Consider the following 19,514-nt stretch of genomic DNA (forward strand, 5'->3'; position numbering starts at 1 on the left):
CAGGAAAAATGAGCATCGACATTAGCCGGCAGCGGTTCAACCCCCTCAAAGATTTCAGCGGCGTTCTCATGCAGCAAGGCCGCGTCCAACTCGATTCGGACTGGAATGATTTTGTCGAGATCCTCGGCCGGCGCTCGCAAGCCGGGACGACCGATATCATCGGACGCTGCGTGGTGCCAAGAGAAACCCCCGACGGTTTCAAGATCAGCGTTTCCGGCACTGACTTATTGATTGGGCCGGGACGAATCTACGTGGACGGTCTGCTGGCAGAAAACCACGGCGAAGGTCCCTTCGTGTTCGACCCGGTGCTGGGGGAATTACGCGGAAGCAACCCGGTTCTTTACTCCAAACAACCGTATCTGCCTCCTCCGCCTCCTCCGCCCGCGCTCCCGACAACAGGAACGCATCTTGTCTACGTCGATGTTTGGAAACGCGAAGTAACCTTCCTCGAAGATCCCGATCTGGTGGAGAAAGCGGTCGGCGTCGATACCACCGCGCGCCTCCAGACGGTGTGGCAGGTCAAAGTTCTGCCGAACGTGGGAAACGCCGCGACCTGCGGTGGAGCGATCCAAGCCTGGAACGACTTGATCGCGCCATCCGCGGGCCGTTTGAGCACCGATGCCAAAGGAGTCCCGTCGCAGACCGATCCCTGTTTGATTCCACCGACGGGTGGTTTTCTGGGCCTGGAGAATCAACTTTATCGGGTCGAAATTCACGATGGCGGCCCGGTCGGGACCGCCACCTTCAAGTGGTCGCGTGAGAACGCATCCGTGACGACGAACATTAACGGGATCGTCCCGGCCACAAATCAAGTGCAGTTACAAGTCGATAGCGTCGGTCGCGATTCCGTCCTGGGCTTTACGATGGGCGATTGGATTGAGATCACCGATGACGCGCGCGAACTGGCGGGCCTGCCAGGGATTATGCGCAAAGTGGCGTCGATCGCGCCGGATGCAAAAATGATCACCTTCAACGGGACCTTCGGGACAAACGAATCGCCGGATTTGAACAAAAACGCTCGCATCACCCGCTGGGACCATTCCCAAAAGGTGTTCGATGCAAACAACCAGGCCTTTTTTGATCTCGATGCATCAACGAGTCGGGGCGTGATCCCTGTTCCTGCCGCGACCACAACCTTGCGGCTCGAGAATGGAGTCGAGGTCACTTTCTCGGTCGACCCGGCGGGCGGCAAATTTCACACCGGTGATTATTGGGTGTTCGCGGCCCGGACCGCGGACGCCTCGGTCGAGAAGCTCGATAAGGCCGCGTCGCGCGGAATTCATCATCACTTCGGCCGCCTGGCCATCGTGACGCTTCCTGGCCCGGTGAGCGACTGCCGCGTCCTGTGGCCGCCGGAGGAATGCTGCGATTGCAGTGTTTGCGTCTCGGCCGATTCGCACAATAGCGGCAGGTTCACGATTCAGCAGGCCATCGACAAAATCAAAGACGTGGGCGGCACGATCTGTCTCGGTCCGGGTCTCTACCAAATCACGAGCGCCAATCCGGTCCGGATCGACGGCGCGAGAGCGATTCGCCTCAAAGGCCAAAGCTGGTTGACGATCTTGTTGAGCATGGATGGGCCGGGCATGGTCATTTCGAACTCCCTCCGCGTGACGGTGGAGGATTTGAGCGTCGTGTCCGTGGTCCGGAGCGAGGTTGCCAGCTTCGCCGTCAGCCTTGTGAATTCCAGTGCCGTCACGCTCCAGCGTTGCGCAATCGTGCTATGGGGCGGGTCTTTCGCCGTTCCATCAGATACGGGCGGCGCGGCCATCGGACTGAGCGGGTTTGTGATCGAGACCCGGATTTGCGACAATGTGATTTACGGCGGGGACGGTGTCGAGCTGCGGACCGGCGGCAATCGCCTGGACGGGATCGGGGGCTTGCGGCAGCGGGTCGAGCCAGGGACGCTGGTGGACTTTCGGCTTAATCTCATAGCGCTTCTGCGCATCGATAATAATTGCATTTTCGCCTCCGGCAACGGCGTCAATTTCGATGCCAGCTTTGTCCATCTAGCCGAGAACCGGATCGCCGGAAACTTCATCACGGGCTGCAAGAGCGCCGGCATTGAGATGCGCGGGATGGTTCCCGGGAGAGGACTTCTCGGGTCGCGTCTCGATATTCACGGCAACGACGTTTCCACGGCCGGGCGCGGCATTGTCATCGGCACGAACCAGACGCGCATTACCGGTAACGATATCAGCTCGAGCACGATCCCAGACCAGCCGCGGATCGTCACATTCTTGAATGCCGGGATCCTCCTGGCCCCCGGTGGCGTCGATAACAGAATCGAGCAGTGCGAAATCCTGGAAAATCGCATTAACCGGATGGGCGGTCTTGGCATCAGCCTGGCGACACGCATCGGCTCGGCTATGATCAAGCAAAACATCATCGACGGCGCCGGCCTGGGCGGAATCGTGATGGATTTGGAAGGCCGGGCATCGGCGGAGGTGCTGACCATTGAGAACAATCAAATCTCAAATGTCGCAGTCGGTTTCAACGGCGGCTTCAACGGCGAGGGCGCGTCAGTAGGTTTCAACCAAGAGACTGCGTCGATCGCGGGTATCCGCGTTTCTCTCGCACAGCAGGCGACTATCGCTGGAAACACGATTGTTCGCGTAGGCCTCGATGCCACAGTCGCGGCGGAAATTGCCGGCCTCAGGATTACGGATTCGATTTCGCTGCGAATCGCGGGCAACACCATCTTCGACATCGCGCCGCCGGGCCAGTTTGCCAATCTCGCCGGGGGCATTTTGGTGAGCGGCTTGAGCGGCCGGATAGATGTGAGCGACAATCAAATAAAACGAAATCGCAGCGGGCAAGGGCAATCAATCGGCAGATGGGTTGCCCTGCTCATAGACGAAGAGCCCCCCGGCCTGGGCTCCTTCGCCCTCGAAACTGCGAGGCGAAACTTAATGCTCGTATCTGGCATCCTCATTCCAATCCCCCTGGCCCGCCGGAGCATTGGAGTCCATGACAATTTGTTTGAAGCGTACGGTGAAGGGGCCGCAGCCGTGGAAGTCGTCTCAAGCACAGCCGCGTGCCTGTTTAATGACAACCGCTGCATCTTGGAGACCAACACTTCGCAGCGGGTTGCACGGATCGAAGGAAACGCGATCATTTTGAACGCGAATTATTTCCAGGGCCCGTTGACACCAAACCCCAATTATAGGGCGGTCACGATCAACAGTCACAATGGCCCTTTCACGATCGTGGGAAATATGTTTGGCGGCCAATTGTTGGTCAACACTCTACCGGCCGTGCCGCCCCCGTGGACCGACTTGAACATCTACACTCAGTGACCACCTCGCGACTTTTCTGCGGAAAGGAAACATAATGAAATTCACCGTAACCAAGGGCGCGCGCAGTCTCAGCGAGCTCACTCATCAACTGTTCGAAATCAAAGGTTCCGGCGCGAAAGCGCGCGAGAAGGAGATCGAGGCCTCGTTGCGGGCCGCCAATCCTCATCTGGCCGATTTGGAAAATATTCCCGCCGGTATTCCCATCGTCGTGCCCGCGCTAGAGGTGGAGGCGACCCCGAAAGAATCGGCCTCCGTTGCGCCGGCTGTCGTTCAACAGGTGCGCGCACAATTGGGCAGCTTGCTTAAATCACTTGAAGAAATACGCGCCCGCCAAGTCGCCGAGCTCAAGCAAACCCAGAAAATTCTCAAGAGCAAAGATTTCAAAGCTGCCGTTGGGGAGGAGGCGGGCGGGAAAGAAAGGATCAGCCAAATCAAACTCGCGAGCGGAAACGCTCTTCAAAAACTCGAAGAGCAAAGGAAATCACAGCAGACTGGAATTGACCAGCTGGGGAAAGACTTGGATGACTTTATCGGTCGATTTCTCTAGCGGTCGGGTAAAAGTCCGCTCATCCCGGCGGGACTCTGACCCGAATTACCCTTTTTCCCCGGTGTAACGCGCGGCGCTACAGAGAAGCGCACCCGTGAAGATTCGAACTTCAAACCTTCTGATCCGTAGTCAGATGCTCTATCCAGTTGAGCTACGGGTGCTTGGCGGAAGCTAATTAGCGGATGATGGATGGGCCGTCAAATGACCAACGCCGGGCAGTTGAGGAGAGCGGTAGACGGGCGATTCTCTGGCTGTGACGGTTTTTCTGGGCTGCGGGTTTGCGGCAAAATATCCCGAAGGCGGCGGCAATTTTTCGGTGCCGCTGCAATGGATGCTGGGACTGCGGCGCCTCGGCCTGGAGGCCGTCTGGCTGGAGGTTCTGCCAGCGACCGCCGACCCGCGCGAGGATGCGTCGCGTATTCGCATTTTCCAACGGCGGCTGCACGCCCACGGATTGGGCGATTCGTATTGCCTACTCCACCAGACCCGTCCGGCTGACGCGCACGATCTCGGCGGGATGCAGTGCATTGGGCTGTCGCGGCAGGAACTGTCCCGGCGTCTGGCTGCACCCAATGTTCTTCTCAATCTCAGCTACTCGCTGCACCCTCCATTTCTGCTTCAATTCGAGCGGCGCATCTTTTGCGATCTCGATCCCAGCGAAATCTTCTACTGGATGACCAGGATGGAGATGGGCCAATCGTTCCACCACGAATTCTGGACGATCGGGCTGAATGCCGGTGCGCCCGGCAGCCGTTTACCTCGAACTGTAGCCGCTTCGCTGTTCAAACCGTCGGTTGCTGCAAACCAGACTCCCGCGTTGCGCACGGGGCGACGGCTACAGTGGAAGACATTTTATCCTCTGGCCGATACGGAGTTGCTGCGCCCGCAGCCACGGCCCGCCGCGGCCAAATTCACGACCGTTGGCCAATGGTATTGGGGCGGGGGCGTAGAAGTGGATGGTGCGTTTCCCGACCTGTCCAAAAAGTTCGCTTTCGAGCCGTACCTCGATTTGCCCCGGAGCGTTCCATCCGCCCGATTTGAGCTTGCGATGAATCTAAAAGGCGATGACCCCGAAATCCAGCGGCTCCGCCAGCGTGGTTGGCGAGTCGTTTCGCCGCATCGCGTCACTCGCACACCGGCCGCGTATCGGCGCTACGTTGCGAGCGCCACGGCTGAATTCACCGCGATCAAGGGCGTGGACGTGACGTGGCGAACAGGTTGGCTCAGCGATCGTGCCGCCGCCTTCCTGGCGCTGGGACGGCCGGTCATTACGGAGGACACCGGGGCGGGTAAATATCTCCCGGCCGAGAGCGGCCTTTTCTTTGTTCGTGATCTCGAGACGGCCGCCGCCGCGGTTCGAGAAGTAATGGCCGATTGGCCCAGGCTTTCGAAACAGGCTCGCGCCTGTGCGGTGGAAACGTTCGATTCCGCCAAAAATCTTCGACAAATCCTTGGGGTTTAGTCGAGAAAAAGAGGGTGCGATTACCCGTTGCAAAAAGATTTGAGGGTGTTACTCGTTCCCGGTTATGGCAGACCTGCTGAAAGCAGACGAGGCGAAAGCCCGGCTGAAAAAGATCCCCGAGTGGGAGCTCGAGAAGAAGCATATCGAGCGTACTTTCGAGTTCGACGACTTTACCGAATCGATCGATTTTGTGAATGGAGTAGCGGAAGTCGCCGAGGATGAGGAGCACCATCCCGACATCGATATCCGTTACAATAAAGTGCGGCTGGTTCTCAGCACGCACAGCAAAGGCGGGTTGACCGAGCTCGATTTTGCCCTCGCGGAGCGAATCGATACGCTCTCCGAGTAGCGGCTCCAATGCCGCCGCCACAGCCTAGCCGGGCGCGCCAGATCGTGGCTTGGATTGCTGTTACCGTGATCGTCCTGGCAGTCTGGAAGTACGTCGATTACCGCAATCAGCCTCCGCCGGTGACGAAAACTGTGACGAGTGACAAGTGACGGGTGATGTGATCGGAGAAGCTCTTCGACTCGTCACTCGTCACTGGCTTCGCCCCTCGTCGGCGTCGATGAACTGAAACATCGTCTCGATATCGGCGCGATCCGTCATGCCGCCTTCGCGTTTGCGGCGCTCGAGGATTTCGCTCGCTTTATCGCGCCAGCCAAACTTGCGCATGAATTCGTTCCACATCTCGATTTCGGGATCGTTGGGTCTCCGTCCCGCCGTGAAGGCCCACTCGAGCAAATCATCGTCACTTGCGCCCTGTTTGGTTCGTTCCGCCAGCTCGGCATAATCGATGTGCAAAAATGCGCAGCATTTTGCATCAAACCCTTTGCCGAGATTCGGCTGATAGTCGGGCGGCAATTCGCCGCGGGCGTGAACCCGGATCTTGTCGATCATTCGGCCAAAGTAGACGAGGCCGCCCAGCGTGGCGGTGGGACTGCGGACGGGGAATTCTTTCATTCGCCAACGAATCTCTGATTGCCTTGCGCTTTTTCAAGGGCGCGACACCATTGAACTAAATGGACCGCGTCGCCGGCATCGAGACGGAATATGGCTGCCTGGTCAGCGGGGAGGAAGGTCGCGCACATACCGACGCCTGGCCCGTGCGGGTGAAGAATTATCTGTTCCGCAAAGCGCAGGCCGGCGCCATCGACCTTCATTATCGCGATTATGAAGAGCCGCCGGGCAATGGCGGGTTTCTCCTGAATGGCGGCCGGCTCTATCTCGATATGGGCCACATCGAGTACGCCTCTCCCGAATGCCTGCATCTGCGCGACGTCATTACCTACGACCTCGCCGGCGACCATCTCCTGCAATCCGCTCTTGAGGCGTTGGACGCCGTCGAGCGGGTCTCGTTCATCAAGAACAATGTCGATCACAACACGGGCGCGACATTTGGCTGCCACGAGAACTATTTGATGAAGCGCGAAGCGCAGTTCACGCCACCCGTTCTCGGGACCCTGCTCGCGTTTCTGGCCACCCGTCAGATTTTCACCGGTGCGGGGCGGGTGGGGCAGGCGAACCCGCTCGCGTTCGACTTCCAACTGCCCCAACCAGAGGTCCAGGTCGATTTCCAGCTGAGCCAGCGAGCGGATCACATCGTGAACGACATCTACCAGTGGGTGCAGTTCAATCGCGCCATCATCAATGCCCGGGACGAGCCGCTGGCCGATTATCGAAAATATCGGCGCCTCCATTTGCTCATCGGCGATTCGAACATGAGCCCATTCGCTACCGCGCTAAAAATCGGGACGACCGCATGCGTTCTTTCGCTCCTGGAAGAAGGTCGCCTCCCGAAGAACCTGATTCTGGCCGATGCCGTCCAAAGCACGCGCGATGTCTCTCGTGATGCGACCGGCGCGTGGCTGGTGCGGCTGGAAAGCGGCAAGACGATCGGTGCGCTCGACGTCCAGTGGCAGTTCCATGAACTGGCCCGCGCTCACCTTGGCGGCATCGATGAGGAAACCGACTGGCTCCTCGAGAGCTGGAGCTTCACGCTCGAAGCGCTCAGCAACAAACCGGAGTCACTGATCGGTGGCGTCGATTGGATCACCAAGAAGTGGTTGCTGGAAACTTTCATGAAATCCGAAGGCATCGGCTGGGACGATCCCTGGCTCCAGAGTCTCGATCTCGAGTATCACAATATCGATCCCCAGAAGGGGTTGTTCTTCGGAGTAAATCCGGCGAAACGGATCGGCGAGTGGAACAACAGCGTCCGGCAGCCGAGCGCCAGCTTCCAACCGCCCGCGAACACCCGCGCGGCCGGTCGCGCCCAGGCCGTCGCCTGGTTTCAGAAAAACGAACAACCGTACGTGATCAACTGGGATTCCATCGCGTGCGACAACCGCGATTTTCTGGTGATGGGAAATCCGTTCGAAACGTATTGCGACGAAGTCGCCCGCTTCCTCTCACAGCCGCGGGCATCCAAATCGCCGCGGAGCGAAGAGCCACTGTAGGGAGGCGCTGTGTCGCCGTCTCGCACCGAGGCCGGCGCCTCGACTGAGCGAGGCGGCTACAGCTGACTCACTCCAGCCGCTGCAACGAAGGCAGACCGTAATTCTGCTGCAGCGCCGCGGCTTCGGCCTCCACCTGGGCGGCATCGAGCGCGATCTGTTTTGGGTCTTCCTCCGTCTCGATCGTGATGAAACCGTTCACCGGTTCTTTCACCGCCTCCGCCAAATCCTTGAGCGACTTCACTTCCTGGCCGTTCACTTTCCTCACGCTCAGGTAGGCGACTTCGTCGTAACCGATCGTCGTGTTCGCGGGAAGCACCTGCGTCAAAACCACTACCCGCCGATTTCCTTCGGGATAGAGCTCCGATTGGAATCGGTCCTTGTAGACGAACCGCTGGGGCGCGTCCTTGATCCAGTTTGAGCCCCATTCACGCAGGTATTGACGGGACAACTCCTCAAAAATCAGCCCGCCCAGGACATAATAGAGGGGAGGCTTGTCCAGGTTGTAGGGAGGAATCACGTAGTCGCTCGCGTTCCGGTGCTCGAGAACGAACGGCAATTCCATCGGCTTGCCCGCGCGTTGAAGGTGAACCGTGAGCGTGTCACCAGCGTAGGCACGGGCCGTGATCAGATTCGTGAATTCAATCTTCCCGTAAAGAGGATCGACATAGTTTCCGTTTTGATCGATCTCGCTGTTCCCAATCGCGATCACAATGTCGCCCACCTGCAAGCCGGCTTTCGCTGCCGGCGAGTTCGGATCGACGCTCGTCACGTAAACCCCGGCGGGTTTCCCGGTTTGCTCGGCGAACTTCCGGAGTTGCGGATCGCGCGTCGGAAAGAACCCAAATCCGGCCGATGGAAATCCCTGGTAGGGGCTCTTCTCCGCGTCCTTGAGGAAATGCGCGATGATCGGCGCTGGAATCGCGTCCACGACCTGCGTTCGCTGGTCGAACCGCAGGAGCAGACCAGCGAGTTTGTTATTTTTGACCAGCGGCACCGTGTAGCTGTTGTCCCGATACTGCATCGAGATGCTGATCCGATAAGTGAGGAACTGGCCCAGGTCAGCCGGGTAACGGGTCATCTGGATCGTCGTGACAAGTCCCTCGGTCACCACCAGGGCCCCGGTTGATTCCAACTGCCAGGCGGCGAGCCGATCGCCGACGACGGTGTCGAGCGCCAGTTGGAGGGGGACGAGGCCCTCCAGGAATTTTTGGTCGGCCGGTTCCAGAAGCGCCAGGTTCGATTCGTAATCGATGACGACGACGTTGGCCGCGCTCTTGTCGCCCGATTCGGCGCGCTCCAGCTCAACGTAATTTTGGTTCGCCACCAGGTCCGCCGTCACCAGGACGCGACCTTGCGGAAGGACGGCACCGAGAGCGCGTTTCGTAAAGGGCGCCTTCTTCTGCCATGGCCGCACGTAATCGTACGGCTGCCCAGTGACGTTCACGCGGACGAGCGAAAGTTCCTTTGGTTTCACCACCGTTTCCGGACCGGGCTCTTTTTTGGGAGCGGCCAGCATCGCACTCGGAAGCAAGACCGCGGCGCATAGAACGAGATAACGAGGAACGGCTCTCATCAGCTTTTGGTTTGGTCGGCCGGCGTTGGTTTGCTCGGTTGCTCTTCGAGATTTTGTTCCGCGACGACGTTGTAGCGCGTCTTGATTCGCTCCCGCGCCGATTCCACTTCCTTCGGATCGAGCACCAGCGGCGGGCCGTCACCGATCATCCGGAGGACAAAGCGGTCCGCTTTCTCGGCGAATGCATCCGCCAAATCGTTCAGCTTCCGGATTTTTTTCCCGTTGATCTCGTCCACGATGCTGGCGCGGTAGGGAGCGAGATAGGTGTTGGTGGGATCCGGCAGGATATTGGTCAGGATGACTACTTCGGGGTGTTCCAGATAGATTTGTTCGAGAACAAAGTAATCGAAGTAATGCCGGATCCGGATATCGGTCGGTTGATACGCGTCCATCAAATCGAGGGTGAGCGGCTGAAATAAGAGCCCCCCGTAGACGACATAACGCGGCCGAACATCGTAACCGTGCGCGAGATAAAGATAAGGCCAGACCGAGCCCAGCTCGATCGTCACGCTGAGCGGCGCTTTGTTTCGCCAGATATCGAGCTTCACCTTGTCCCCTTTAAACTTCCGTTCGACCACTTCCGGCATGTCGACCCGCGCCCCATCGAGCTCGACGGTGCCGTCACTCGCGATGGGATGATCGTCGATCGCGAGAAGGACGTCCCCAGCCTGAAGCGAGTTTGCCGCGGGCCCGGCCGCTATCACCGTCCCGACGAGGACGCCGCGATCGTCGTCCTTCAATCCCAGGAAACGGCGCTGGGAAGGATTCTGCAGTTTTATGGGAGTGATCCCCAGGTCGACATAACGATCGTAATGTCCATCGCTAATGTCCTTGAGAAAACGCTGAATCACCGGCGTCGGAATCATGTAAGCGACGCCTTGGGCGACGTCGCCGCTGTAACCTTGGAACGCAACCCCCACAACTTTCGCGTCCTGCATGACCGGGCCGCCGCTGTTCCCGGGATTAATCTGCGCGCTGATCTGAATGGCGAGGTGTGAGTCGATTGACGAATGGGTGTAAAGCTGGAAGTCGATCCGCGAGACGATGCCTGTCGTCACGGACATGCGCTCGCCGCCGAGGGGATAACCGTAGGCGGAAACGGTGGATTCCAGTTCCGGAATTCCCCCGAAGGTAAGCGGCACCATGTTCTTGAAGAAATCGGGCGACGAAACTTTCAGCAGCGCCAGATCGCAATCATGCGCCACGAACAGAACCGTGGCCGGATATTTATTCGGGTCGCCATCCCGCTCCACGGTAAGGTAGCGGCTGTTGCTGACGACGTGCGCGTTCGTCATGATGCGATTGCCCTCGATCACGAATCCCGCGCCGATGCCGCGCTGCACGCCGCCCGAATTCCACGGGGCGCGGTAATCCGGTTCCACTTCCGTCGCCGTAATTCGGACCAGGCTTTTTTGAATCTTGCCGTTCGATTTGGCGGGCGGCGCCACGATGATGTTCGGCGCGGGGGCGACCGAGGGGGCCGACGTTTCCCCGGGAGCCGCCGGCGGGGTCTTCTGTTGCGCGCGCACTTCAATCGCGAACAACGACACAAGCGACAACAAAATTAGGCTACGCCTCATCGGAAGTCCGAAAGATGAAACAGATGATTGCGAATGCAACCGACTTTCCCCCTCCTAATCGTGCTCGTGCTCCTGCTCGTGATCGAACCACGAACGATCAGAAACGATCGATTACGGTTACGAGCACGAGCAGGAGCACGACGCTAAACCACATGCACCGGCGCCTGCCGGCAATCGCGCTCGCAATGGCCGCATTCGATCTGCGTCGTCGCGTGTCCGATTCCGAACCGATTGTTCAACGTGTCGCTGACCTCGTGGAGAAACGAATCGCTGCGGGGCGCCTCTTCCATCACGAGATGCACCGTGAGCGCGACTTCCGTGGTGCTCATCGCCCAGATATGGAGATCGTGCACCGCCGTCACCCCCGTGAGATTCGCCAGATAATTTTCCACCGCATGCGGATCGATCCCCTCCGGCACCGCATCCATCGAAAGATTGATCGATTCCCGCAGCAATCCCCATGTCCCCCAGACGATCACCGCGCCGATCGCCAGACTCACCGCCGGGTCGAGCCATTGCCAGTTTGTCAGCTTGATCGCGAAGGCTGCCGCCACCACGCCCGCCGACACTGCCGCGTCGCCGACCATGTGCAAAAACGCTCCCTTCACATTCAGGTCGTGTTTCCGCCCGGCCATGAACAACAGAGCCGTTGCGGTATTGATCACGATTCCGATCCCGGCCACCAGCATCACCGTTCCACCGGCCACATCTTCGGGGTGAGCAAAGCGCCGGATGGCCTCGACCACGATGCCGCCCACCACCACCAATAAAATCACCGCATTCACGAGCGCGGCGAGAATCGACGAGCGACGCCACCCATAGGTGCGGCGCGACGTCGGCGCGGCTTTCGTCAATTGGGTCGCCCCCCAGGCAAGGAGCAGACAAAAAACGTCGCTCAAGTTGTGCCCTGCGTCCGAGATCAAGGCGAGCGAATGCGCCGCAAGCCCATACCCAAACTCCACGATCACGAACCCCAGGTTCAAACTCACCCCAATCGCAAACGCCGCATTGTTATTAGGCGGCCCGTGCGAATGCCCGGAGTGATCGTGACTGTGCACTGTTCAAGCTATGAGCGGAGACGTGATCAGCAAGGCTGCTCTTAGCGGCTACCGTCCACGCGTCGGCATCCAGGCATCACAATCCGTACACGGCTATTTCATCGAAATCGAAGATGTCGGCGTTCTTTTCCTTATGTCTGGTGAGTACGATTGCGAACCGGCGAGAATCTGGGGCCCATCTAATCGATTCGACGTCGCCTCGCAGCTTGATTGTTTTCACTGTCTTGCGTGAATCCATTTCGAGAATCTCCAAGCCAGAATCGCCGCGCCGAGCCACAAGGCGGCCGTCAGGCGAGGGAACTCCTGCGGATTCATCATTTGATTTTGCCTTGCTATTCTTGCTTTTCGTAGGCGCTGTGACCGGTTGCCAGCCGCGGTGAAAGATGATCAGATTTCCTTTCGCGTCCGAGCAAAAAGCCATCGGATACTCGTCCCGGTCTTTGGCCGGCCAGGCGTAAATCGGTTTCACTGGCGGACCGATATCCAAGAGCTCGTAAAGATAGCTACCAGCCAAGAAGGTTCCGCCGCTCGTCGGCTTTGATCTCATGGCGAGCAGGCGTTTGCCCACAAACCGCTTCGAATCAATGAGGTGATAAAGACCAAAGTCTTTCGTCGCGGGATAGAGGATTTCGTCGGCAGTTCCGTCAATTGAGACGCGACCGATGCCAATGTTTCCACCCCAAGCCCCATTGATGGCGTCAGACAATGAGTACACCACGTATTTGCCATCCGGTGCAAAGATCGGGTCGCTCAAGTACGCAGTCGCAGGAGTAGCCAGAACGGTAATTGCCTTACTCTCACGTCCAAAAAGCCTGATGTCGTTGCCAGCAAGGGTTTCAGCGAGAACCCTAAAACGCGAGATCGGCTTCTTTTGGTGGGCGTAGACTATTTGCTGTCCGTCGGGCGAAAAGGCGGGAGCCCAACCCCAATCCACTCTTGCCGCGGCATTGCTTCCGATCTTGAGGCTCACCACCTCGGGATCGGCATAACGCTCATTGGTTTCGATTGGATCGGAGAGCTTCTTTCTTTCGGATTCCGGAAGCTCTTCCGCTTCATGGAAATCAGCCGTGTGTTTCTTCCGAACCAGTACGAGCTCATCACCGTTCGTCGAAAAACTTGGACTATAGATTTCTGTGGCTGGCTCATGCCAGGACCACAACGGTCCGTCTCCGGCCCAGCCATTGGTTGATGTCAGGCCGAGGGCCAGTGCAATCAGGAGCGTTCGATTGATTTCCATCGGCGGCCAAAATTGGTGCAAGGGAGGATGCCAGATTCTGGGGAACAAGAAAAGCCGATTGAGATTCAGATTCCGGCGCGGTCGAGAAGGGAGCGGAGGACTTTTTCGGCTTCGAAGAATTGCCGGGCGATTTCGCGGGCCGCCAATGAGTGGCGGGTGTAGTCGGCGTTGATGCTTTTCACGGCTTCGGGAATTTCGCCTAACGAGTTGAAGGCGATGAGGCCGTGGCGGCCGCCACCGAACATCCGAGTGAAACCGGTCTCCTGGATAATCACGGGACGGCCAGCCGCGAGATAGCAGCCACTGCGGTCGCTGAACCAGCCGGTATTGAGCCGGACGTACTGGTCCTTCGCGACGGTGAATTCGCCCTTCGAACGACGAATGTAATCGCGATAGAGGCGGTAGTCGGCGCTCAGGTCGTGCGGAGTCCGGAACCGCCAGTCGTTGCCCAGAAATTTTTCACGAGTCCGCTCGTCCTTGATATCGGTGGCGAGCTCGAAGGTTTCGCCGGCGCGCTTCGGCGCGGCCACGAAGCGAATGAACTCGCGCGACTTGCTCCAGAGATATTTTTCGCCGCGCCATTCGATGTCTTTCAACCCGCTGGTCGACCAGTTCGCCACCGACGTAAAAACGGCGGCGGGGCCGGGAGGGCGCGTGGTTTTCCAAAGATCGGTGACGATCGGCTGGCGGGTGGGCAACCATTTCAACGTATGCGTGGGAACGGGGAACTGCTCCGTGCCGACATTTTCGCCGAAGGTGAAGAGGGCATGGTGGCGCCGGAGATATTTGAGGGTGGCTTTCTCTCCTTTATCCACTTTGATTTGCTCAACGCCGGGATCGCTTTCGATGTAGAGAATCCGATCGCTCGCCAGCAGGTCGGGATTGAACTCCTGGGTGCCGCAGACATTGAGAATGGCGTCGGCCTCGCGGTAAAGTTCGCGAATTCGGGCGAGGGGAAGGCCGGCCGTCGGGAAACCGGGGAGGTAGCGGGCGCAGAAACTCCAGCGCCGTTGGAAGCCGAATTCGGAGGCGAGGTGCCGCAGCATGCGGGCGGCGTAATCGAACTCGTTGTTTACCTCGAAGGTGTCGGGGTTGTAGGGAAGCCGCGCCGAATCTTCGATATAGAAGACGTCGTGGCCGAGCCGTTGCAGGCCAACGATGTAATGGAGGTGCTGCCAGATGACGCCGGCGATAGGGCAGGAGCCCATGAAGCCCATGACGATGAGGCGCTTTTTTTTCATTCGCATCGGCAAAGAAACAATGCCGCAGGCGCAAAAGAAAACGTCCAACGTTTAACGTCCAACGTCCAACATTGAACTAAGAAGAGCGGTGCGGCTGCTCGCTCTAAAATTGAACGTTGGATGTTGAACGTCGGACGTTGAACGTTCCGAAGAACTGACGCGGTCTTTTCAGGCATCGAGCTGTTTCGTGATGACGGCCGGATTTCCGGCGACGACGACATTGGGAGGCACGCTTTTCGTAACAACCGCCCCGGCCGCAACGACGGAATTCTCGCCAATCGTCACGCCTTTGAGAATGACGGCGTTCATGCCAATCCAGACGTTGTCGGATATGACGACCGGCGCGGTGCGAATCTCGGGACGCGGCGGGCGATCCTTGAAAAAGGGCGCCAGGGCGTGGGCGTCGATGATCCGCTGCGCCGGGGCGAGCGGGTGAAAATCGGAATCGGCGATGCCGACATTCCAGGAGATGAGGCAATGCGAACCGATCTCGATCCGGTCTTCCGCCATGACCAGCGCCCCATTCAGCAGCGTAAAGTCTCCTACGGTGCAATGGCCCTTCGCCCCCACGGAAAAGGAGCAGCCGCCGTAAACCGAGACGTGATTACCGAAGACGACGGCGCCCGGCGCCTTGCTTTTCAGATGCCGGAAGACCTGCGCGCTCTCGCAGTAAAACCCGTCACCGAAAACGACGTTGGGCGGAATGGGTTCGGCCCACCAATCGCCTTCGACTCGCCGCTCGCTATTGACGTTGCTCATGGCTGGAAATGAATCTCACGTCGGATAGTTCCCGGAGGCGTATAGTTTCGCGTAAACACCGCCTTGGGCGACCAGGTCCGGTCCGCTCCCTTGCTCGACGATCCGACCTTGGTCGAGCACGACGATCCGATCGACGCGATGGATCGTCGCGAGGCGATGCGTGACGATGAGAGTGGTGCGGCCCTGCATCAGTTCCTTGATCGTCTCCATGATGGCAGCTTCGGTGCTGGGATCGAGCGCGGAGGTAGGCTCGTCCAAGAGCAGGATCGGCGCATCCTTCAGGAAGGCCCGGGCAATCCCGATGCGTTGTCTCTGGCCGACGCTCAGGTGGCCGCCCCGCTCGCCGACCGGGCTGTCGTAACCCCCGGGCAGGCGGCTGATGAATTCGTCAGCCTGGGCGCGCCGGGCAGCCTCGCGGATTTCGTCCTCGGTCGCATCCGGCCGGCCGTAGGCAATGTTCTCGCGAATCGTCGTCGAAAAAAGGAGAGTGTCCTGCAGCACGATGGCGATTTTGGCGCGGAGCGATTTCTTGGTAATGGACCGCAAGTCGCGCCCATCCAGCGTGACACTGCCCGTGTTGGGATCGTAGAAACGCGGGACGAGGCTAAGCAGGGTGCTCTTGCCGGCCCCGGTCCCCCCAACGACGGCGACAATTTGGTTGGGCGCGACCGACAAATTGATCCCGTGAAGGACAGCCCGCTCCGTTCCATAACTGAAACCCACGCTTTCGAATCCGAGTGCTCCGCCTGTTTCGCTAATCTTAACAGCATCAGACGCATCGACAACATCATCCGCGCGATCCAGAACTTCGAAACAACGTTTTGCCCCAGCCGTGGCGCCCTCCATTGCCCATGCCGTGTAAGTGAGCGATTCGAGCGGCTGATAAAGCATGAGGAGGTAGGCGCTGAAAACGAGCAGCGAGCCGAGCGAGAGCGTTCCGGCGAGGACGTGGAGGGTGCCGAGGTAATACATGGCGGCGGTCCCCATCACCATCAACGTGCTGATGACCAGGGCGCTGTTAACGTTCGTCAGAGTCAGCCGCAGATTGGCGTGCAAGCTCTGTTGCGCCTGTAAATGGAACTGGCGCACCTCCCATTCCTCACGCCCGAAGGCATGGACCATGCGCACCGAACTCAAACCTTCCTGGGCCTGGGCCAGGAGGGCGCTTTCCTGTTCCTGGATCGTCGTCGAATCGCGCCGGATTCGATGCGCGAAGAAATATATCGCGCCAACGATAGCCGGGACGACCCCGAGCGAGAGCAGCGTCAATTGCCAGTCGATCCGGGCCATGATGCAGAAGGTGCCCACGAGGGTAATGGCGGACCCGAAAATGTTGGTAAAGCCTTTGTTGTAGATCGTCTGGACGGACTGCGAATCATAGGCGACCCGAAAGCTCGAATCGCTGGAGCGCCGGGCGTCGTGATACTTCAGGGAAAGCGATTGCAGATAGGCGTAAAGGTCGGTGCGCAATTTCAACAGCGCCTCGAGGCCGATCTTCACGAAGAGATAATTGCTCGCGAGATTGAGCAGTCCCCAAAGAATCTGGATTACGACGAGGGAGAGGCAGAGCAGGGGAATCAGCTTGGGCGAACTCCCAAACCGGGCATGGGGATTCGCCTGCAAGACGTCGTCCACGATGATCTTGAACGGCCACGGCCTGAGCAGACTCAGAGCGATCGCCAGGAGCGAAAGAATCAGGCCGAGGGCGGTTTGCCCCAGGAACGGCCGGTAATAACGGAGAACGCGACGATAAATCGACATGGATTAATTTAAGATTGCAGATTGCCGATTTCAGATTGAACTAACGAGTCCCCGTCGCGGCCATGCTAAATCTGAAATCTGAAATCTGAAATCTGAATTCTTCTCATGCATCATCTCCTCGAAATCTGGTTCGGCTGGGTCCAAGACTGGGGCTACGTTGGGATCATTGTTCTGATGGCAATGGAAAGCTCGATCTTTCCGGTCCCGAGCGAGCTGGTCATTCCGCCGGCGGCATTTCTCGCAGCCGAGGGAAAACTGAATGTGTATGGGGTGGTGGCAGCGGGAACATTTGGCTCATGGGTGGGCGCCGCGGCGAGCTATTGGGTCGCACTTTGGCTCGGCCGCGTGGTGATCGCGCGCTGGGGCCGCTATTTTTTCATCAACGAAGCCAAGCTGGAACGGGCCGAGCGCTGGCTGCACCGGTATGAGCTGGGCGGAATCTTCTTCGCCCGGCTGCTGCCGGTCATTCGGCACCTCATTTCCTTCCCGGCGGGGCTGATTCGAATGGATTTCGCGAAGTTCAGCCTGATGACGATCATCGGATCGGCCATCTGGTGTTCGGTCCTGGCCTGGTTCGGCCAGACGGTGATTACGCGGCAAATGGTGGAATCCAAGGACGTTGGAGCCCTGGTCACGGCCGTGAAGCAGAGCCAGAACTTCCATTACATCCTCATTGCCATAGTGGTTTTGACGCTCCTTTACTTCGCCGTCATGCGGCTGACAGCTCGCCCCGGCGCAAAAGAGCGCTGACACCCAAATTGTTCAGGAATCTGACACTTGTGTCAGAGGTTTGCCGACTTTCAGGCTCAAAGCGCGCTTTGCCGGCCGGAAAACCCGTCGGAAGAGCCTTCAGCGAGGTCGACTGGCACCCGAATTGCTAAAAAACAGGGCACAACCTCTATGAAAAAGACCAATCAAATTCTCAAGCCACGCACTCTTTCCCTGGGCGACCTCATTCTTGCCGTGAGCTCCTGCACCAAAAACACCGCCGAAACCGTCGCCGCCGTAGCCGATCTGCTCAGCAGCGGCCAGGTCCGGGTCGAAAATAACGGCCACTTCACGCGCGCCCGCGTTTGCTAGGCCGGATTTTCTAGAAGCTTTCAAAAAGCGTCGCTTTGCGGTCGATCCGCAGAAGCGGCGCTTTTTTGCGTACAAAACGCTTTCCGTTTCTTTTGCCGCTTTTATCTTGCGGCCGTGATCGATCGTTATTCCCGGCCGGCGATGCGCGAGCTTTGGTCGGACAAGCGCAAATTCGAAATCTGGCTGGAAATTGAGACCCTGGCCTGTGAAGCGATGGCCGAGCTCGGCCAGATTCCCAAGGAGGACGCCGCGGAAATCCGAAAGCGGGCGCGCTTTTCGATTCCGGAGATTGCGGAAATCGAGAGGCGCACCAATCACGACGTCATCGCGTTCTTGGAGAACGTCGCCACTTCAGTCGGTCCGGCAGCCCGCTGGATTCACCAGGGACTCACCTCCTCCGACGTGCTCGACACGACGCTGGCCGTCCAACTGACGGAGGCATGCGGAATTCTTGCCGAGGGGCTGGCTGCCTTGAGGAAAGCGGTCGCAGCGCAGGCCCAGCGCTTCAAGATGACCCCGATGATCGGGCGCAGCCATGGCATTCACGCCGAGCCGATCACTTTCGGGCTGAAGCTCGCCTTGATGTTTGACGAATTCGGACGGGCGGAAGAGCGGCTGGCGCAAACCAAGGAACGGATCCGGGTTGGAAAACTCAGCGGCGCGGTGGGTACGCACGCCCATCTTGATCCGGAAATCGAACGCAGGGTTTGTGAGCGGCTCGGATTGAAAGCGGCAAATATTTCCACGCAGATCATTCAGCGCGATCGCCATGCTGAATTCGGCACGACGCTGGCGCTGATCGCGTCGAGTATTGACCGCTGGGCGACGGAGTTCCGCCATTTGCAGCGCACCGAGGTCCTGGAGGTCGAGGAGTATTTTGCCGAGGGCCAGAAAGGCAGTTCGGCCATGCCGCACAAGCGGAATCCCATCACCGGGGAACGGCTCAGCGGTCTGGCACGAGTGCTTCGCGGAAACGCGATCGTCGGCCTGGAGAACGTCGCGCTCTGGCACGAACGCGACATCAGCCATTCCAGCGCGGAGCGAATCGTTCTTCCCGATTCCTGCATCCTGCTCGACTACATGCTGGCCAAGACGAGCGAGCTCGTCTCGGGCTTGCAGGTTTATCCGGAGCGCATGCAGCAAAACCTGGAGCTGAGCAAAGGGCTTTACTTCAGCCAGTCGGTGTTGCTCGCGCTGACGCGGGCTGGCGCCGAGCGGAAGAGCGCCTACGAAGCGGTGCAACGCGCGGCGATGAAGACCTGGAAAGGTTCCGATTCATTCCGGGAGAATGCGAAACAGGAACCGGAGATTACGGCGCGGCTTTCGCCGGCGGAGATCGACTCCCTTTGTTCGCTCGACGTTCACCTGCGCCACGTGAACGACACTTTTCGCGCGGTGGGCCTGGTATAACTGAAGCCCGATATCTTGGAGCCGGTACGCCCTCGTGCCGGAGGCGATGC

At 58.8% G+C, this 19,514-nt stretch carries 17 protein-coding genes and 1 tRNA gene; 9 read left to right on the forward strand and 9 right to left on the reverse strand.

The window, feature by feature from the left end:
- Positions 1-8: 8 nt before the first annotated feature.
- Both VJU77_10750 and VJU77_10755 read left to right on the forward strand, forming a co-directional pair.
- A complete protein-coding gene (locus tag VJU77_10750) occupies positions 9-3,299 on the forward strand; it encodes a DUF6519 domain-containing protein (GenBank protein HKP03822.1) in 3,291 nt (1,096 codons plus the stop codon).
- A gap of 34 nt (positions 3,300-3,333) precedes the next feature.
- Entirely contained in the window at positions 3,334-3,846 is a 513-nt protein-coding gene (locus tag VJU77_10755) for a hypothetical protein (GenBank protein ID HKP03823.1), read from the forward strand.
- 87 nt (positions 3,847-3,933) lie between these two features.
- Here the strand turns inward: VJU77_10755 and VJU77_10760 are convergent.
- Positions 3,934-4,007, reverse strand: a tRNA-Arg gene (locus VJU77_10760).
- A 92-nt stretch (positions 4,008-4,099) separates the two neighbouring features.
- On the opposite strand from VJU77_10760, the gene VJU77_10765 reads away from it, so the two are divergent.
- The 3 genes from VJU77_10765 to VJU77_10775 all read left to right on the forward strand — a co-directional run bounded on the left by VJU77_10765 (position 4,100) and on the right by VJU77_10775 (position 5,806).
- Positions 4,100-5,308 carry a hypothetical protein gene (locus VJU77_10765; protein ID HKP03824.1) on the forward strand — a complete coding sequence of 403 codons (1,209 nt, stop codon included), beginning with the start codon at positions 4,100-4,102 and terminating at the stop codon, positions 5,306-5,308.
- Between the two features lie 64 nt (positions 5,309-5,372).
- Positions 5,373-5,657 (forward strand): 4a-hydroxytetrahydrobiopterin dehydratase, encoded by a 285-nt coding sequence (locus VJU77_10770; protein ID HKP03825.1) that lies wholly within the window; start codon positions 5,373-5,375, stop codon positions 5,655-5,657.
- Between the two features lie 8 nt (positions 5,658-5,665).
- The gene (locus tag VJU77_10775; protein ID HKP03826.1) at positions 5,666-5,806 is read left to right on the forward strand and encodes a hypothetical protein; all 141 of its coding nucleotides are present in this window, start codon (positions 5,666-5,668) and stop codon (positions 5,804-5,806) included.
- Positions 5,807-5,846: 40 nt separating this feature from the next.
- Here VJU77_10775 and VJU77_10780 read toward each other — a convergent pair whose 3' ends face one another.
- Positions 5,847-6,269: a DUF5069 domain-containing protein gene (locus VJU77_10780; protein HKP03827.1), complete on the reverse strand. Its 423-nt coding sequence runs from the start codon at positions 6,267-6,269 to the stop codon at positions 5,847-5,849.
- A gap of 59 nt (positions 6,270-6,328) precedes the next feature.
- Here VJU77_10780 and VJU77_10785 point away from each other — a divergent pair, with 59 nt between their 5' ends.
- A complete protein-coding gene (locus VJU77_10785; GenBank protein ID HKP03828.1) occupies positions 6,329-7,765 on the forward strand; it encodes a proteasome accessory factor PafA2 family protein in 1,437 nt (478 codons plus the stop codon).
- A gap of 67 nt (positions 7,766-7,832) precedes the next feature.
- Here VJU77_10785 and VJU77_10790 read toward each other — a convergent pair whose 3' ends face one another.
- The 7 genes from VJU77_10790 to VJU77_10820 form a co-directional block, all read right to left on the reverse strand.
- Complete coding sequence (locus VJU77_10790; protein HKP03829.1) at positions 7,833-9,338, reverse strand: PDZ domain-containing protein; 1,506 nt, start codon at positions 9,336-9,338, stop codon at positions 7,833-7,835.
- Positions 9,338-10,918, reverse strand: coding sequence for a trypsin-like peptidase domain-containing protein (locus tag VJU77_10795; protein HKP03830.1), 1,581 nt, complete (start codon positions 10,916-10,918; stop codon positions 9,338-9,340). Before VJU77_10795 ends, VJU77_10790 begins: the two co-directional genes overlap by 1 nt.
- A 143-nt stretch (positions 10,919-11,061) precedes the next feature.
- On the reverse strand, positions 11,062-11,976 hold the full coding sequence (locus VJU77_10800) for a cation diffusion facilitator family transporter (protein ID HKP03831.1): 915 nt from the start codon (positions 11,974-11,976) through the stop codon (positions 11,062-11,064).
- 76 nt (positions 11,977-12,052) lie between these two features.
- Positions 12,053-13,213 carry a hypothetical protein gene (locus VJU77_10805; GenBank protein ID HKP03832.1) on the reverse strand — a complete coding sequence of 387 codons (1,161 nt, stop codon included), beginning with the start codon at positions 13,211-13,213 and terminating at the stop codon, positions 12,053-12,055.
- A 65-nt stretch (positions 13,214-13,278) separates the two neighbouring features.
- On the reverse strand, positions 13,279-14,454 hold the full coding sequence (locus VJU77_10810; GenBank protein HKP03833.1) for a hypothetical protein: 1,176 nt from the start codon (positions 14,452-14,454) through the stop codon (positions 13,279-13,281).
- Between the two features lie 168 nt (positions 14,455-14,622).
- The gene (locus VJU77_10815; protein ID HKP03834.1) at positions 14,623-15,213 is read right to left on the reverse strand and encodes an acyltransferase; all 591 of its coding nucleotides are present in this window, start codon (positions 15,211-15,213) and stop codon (positions 14,623-14,625) included.
- Positions 15,214-15,228: 15 nt separating this feature from the next.
- Positions 15,229-16,974, reverse strand: a complete 1,746-nt coding sequence (locus VJU77_10820) for an ABC transporter ATP-binding protein (GenBank protein HKP03835.1) — start codon at positions 16,972-16,974, stop codon at positions 15,229-15,231.
- A gap of 105 nt (positions 16,975-17,079) precedes the next feature.
- On the opposite strand from VJU77_10820, the gene VJU77_10825 reads away from it, so the two are divergent.
- The 3 genes from VJU77_10825 to purB all read left to right on the forward strand — a co-directional run bounded on the left by VJU77_10825 (position 17,080) and on the right by purB (position 19,464).
- Entirely contained in the window at positions 17,080-17,724 is a 645-nt protein-coding gene (locus VJU77_10825; protein ID HKP03836.1) for a DedA family protein, read from the forward strand.
- 150 nt (positions 17,725-17,874) lie between these two features.
- Positions 17,875-18,054 (forward strand): hypothetical protein, encoded by a 180-nt coding sequence (locus VJU77_10830; protein HKP03837.1) that lies wholly within the window; start codon positions 17,875-17,877, stop codon positions 18,052-18,054.
- Positions 18,055-18,168: 114 nt separating this feature from the next.
- Positions 18,169-19,464 carry an adenylosuccinate lyase gene (gene purB, locus VJU77_10835; GenBank protein HKP03838.1) on the forward strand — a complete coding sequence of 432 codons (1,296 nt, stop codon included), beginning with the start codon at positions 18,169-18,171 and terminating at the stop codon, positions 19,462-19,464.
- Positions 19,465-19,514: the final 50 nt, after the last annotated feature.

This window comes from Chthoniobacterales bacterium (assembly GCA_035274845.1).
Taxonomy (GTDB): Bacteria; Verrucomicrobiota; Verrucomicrobiia; order Chthoniobacterales; family UBA10450; genus AV80.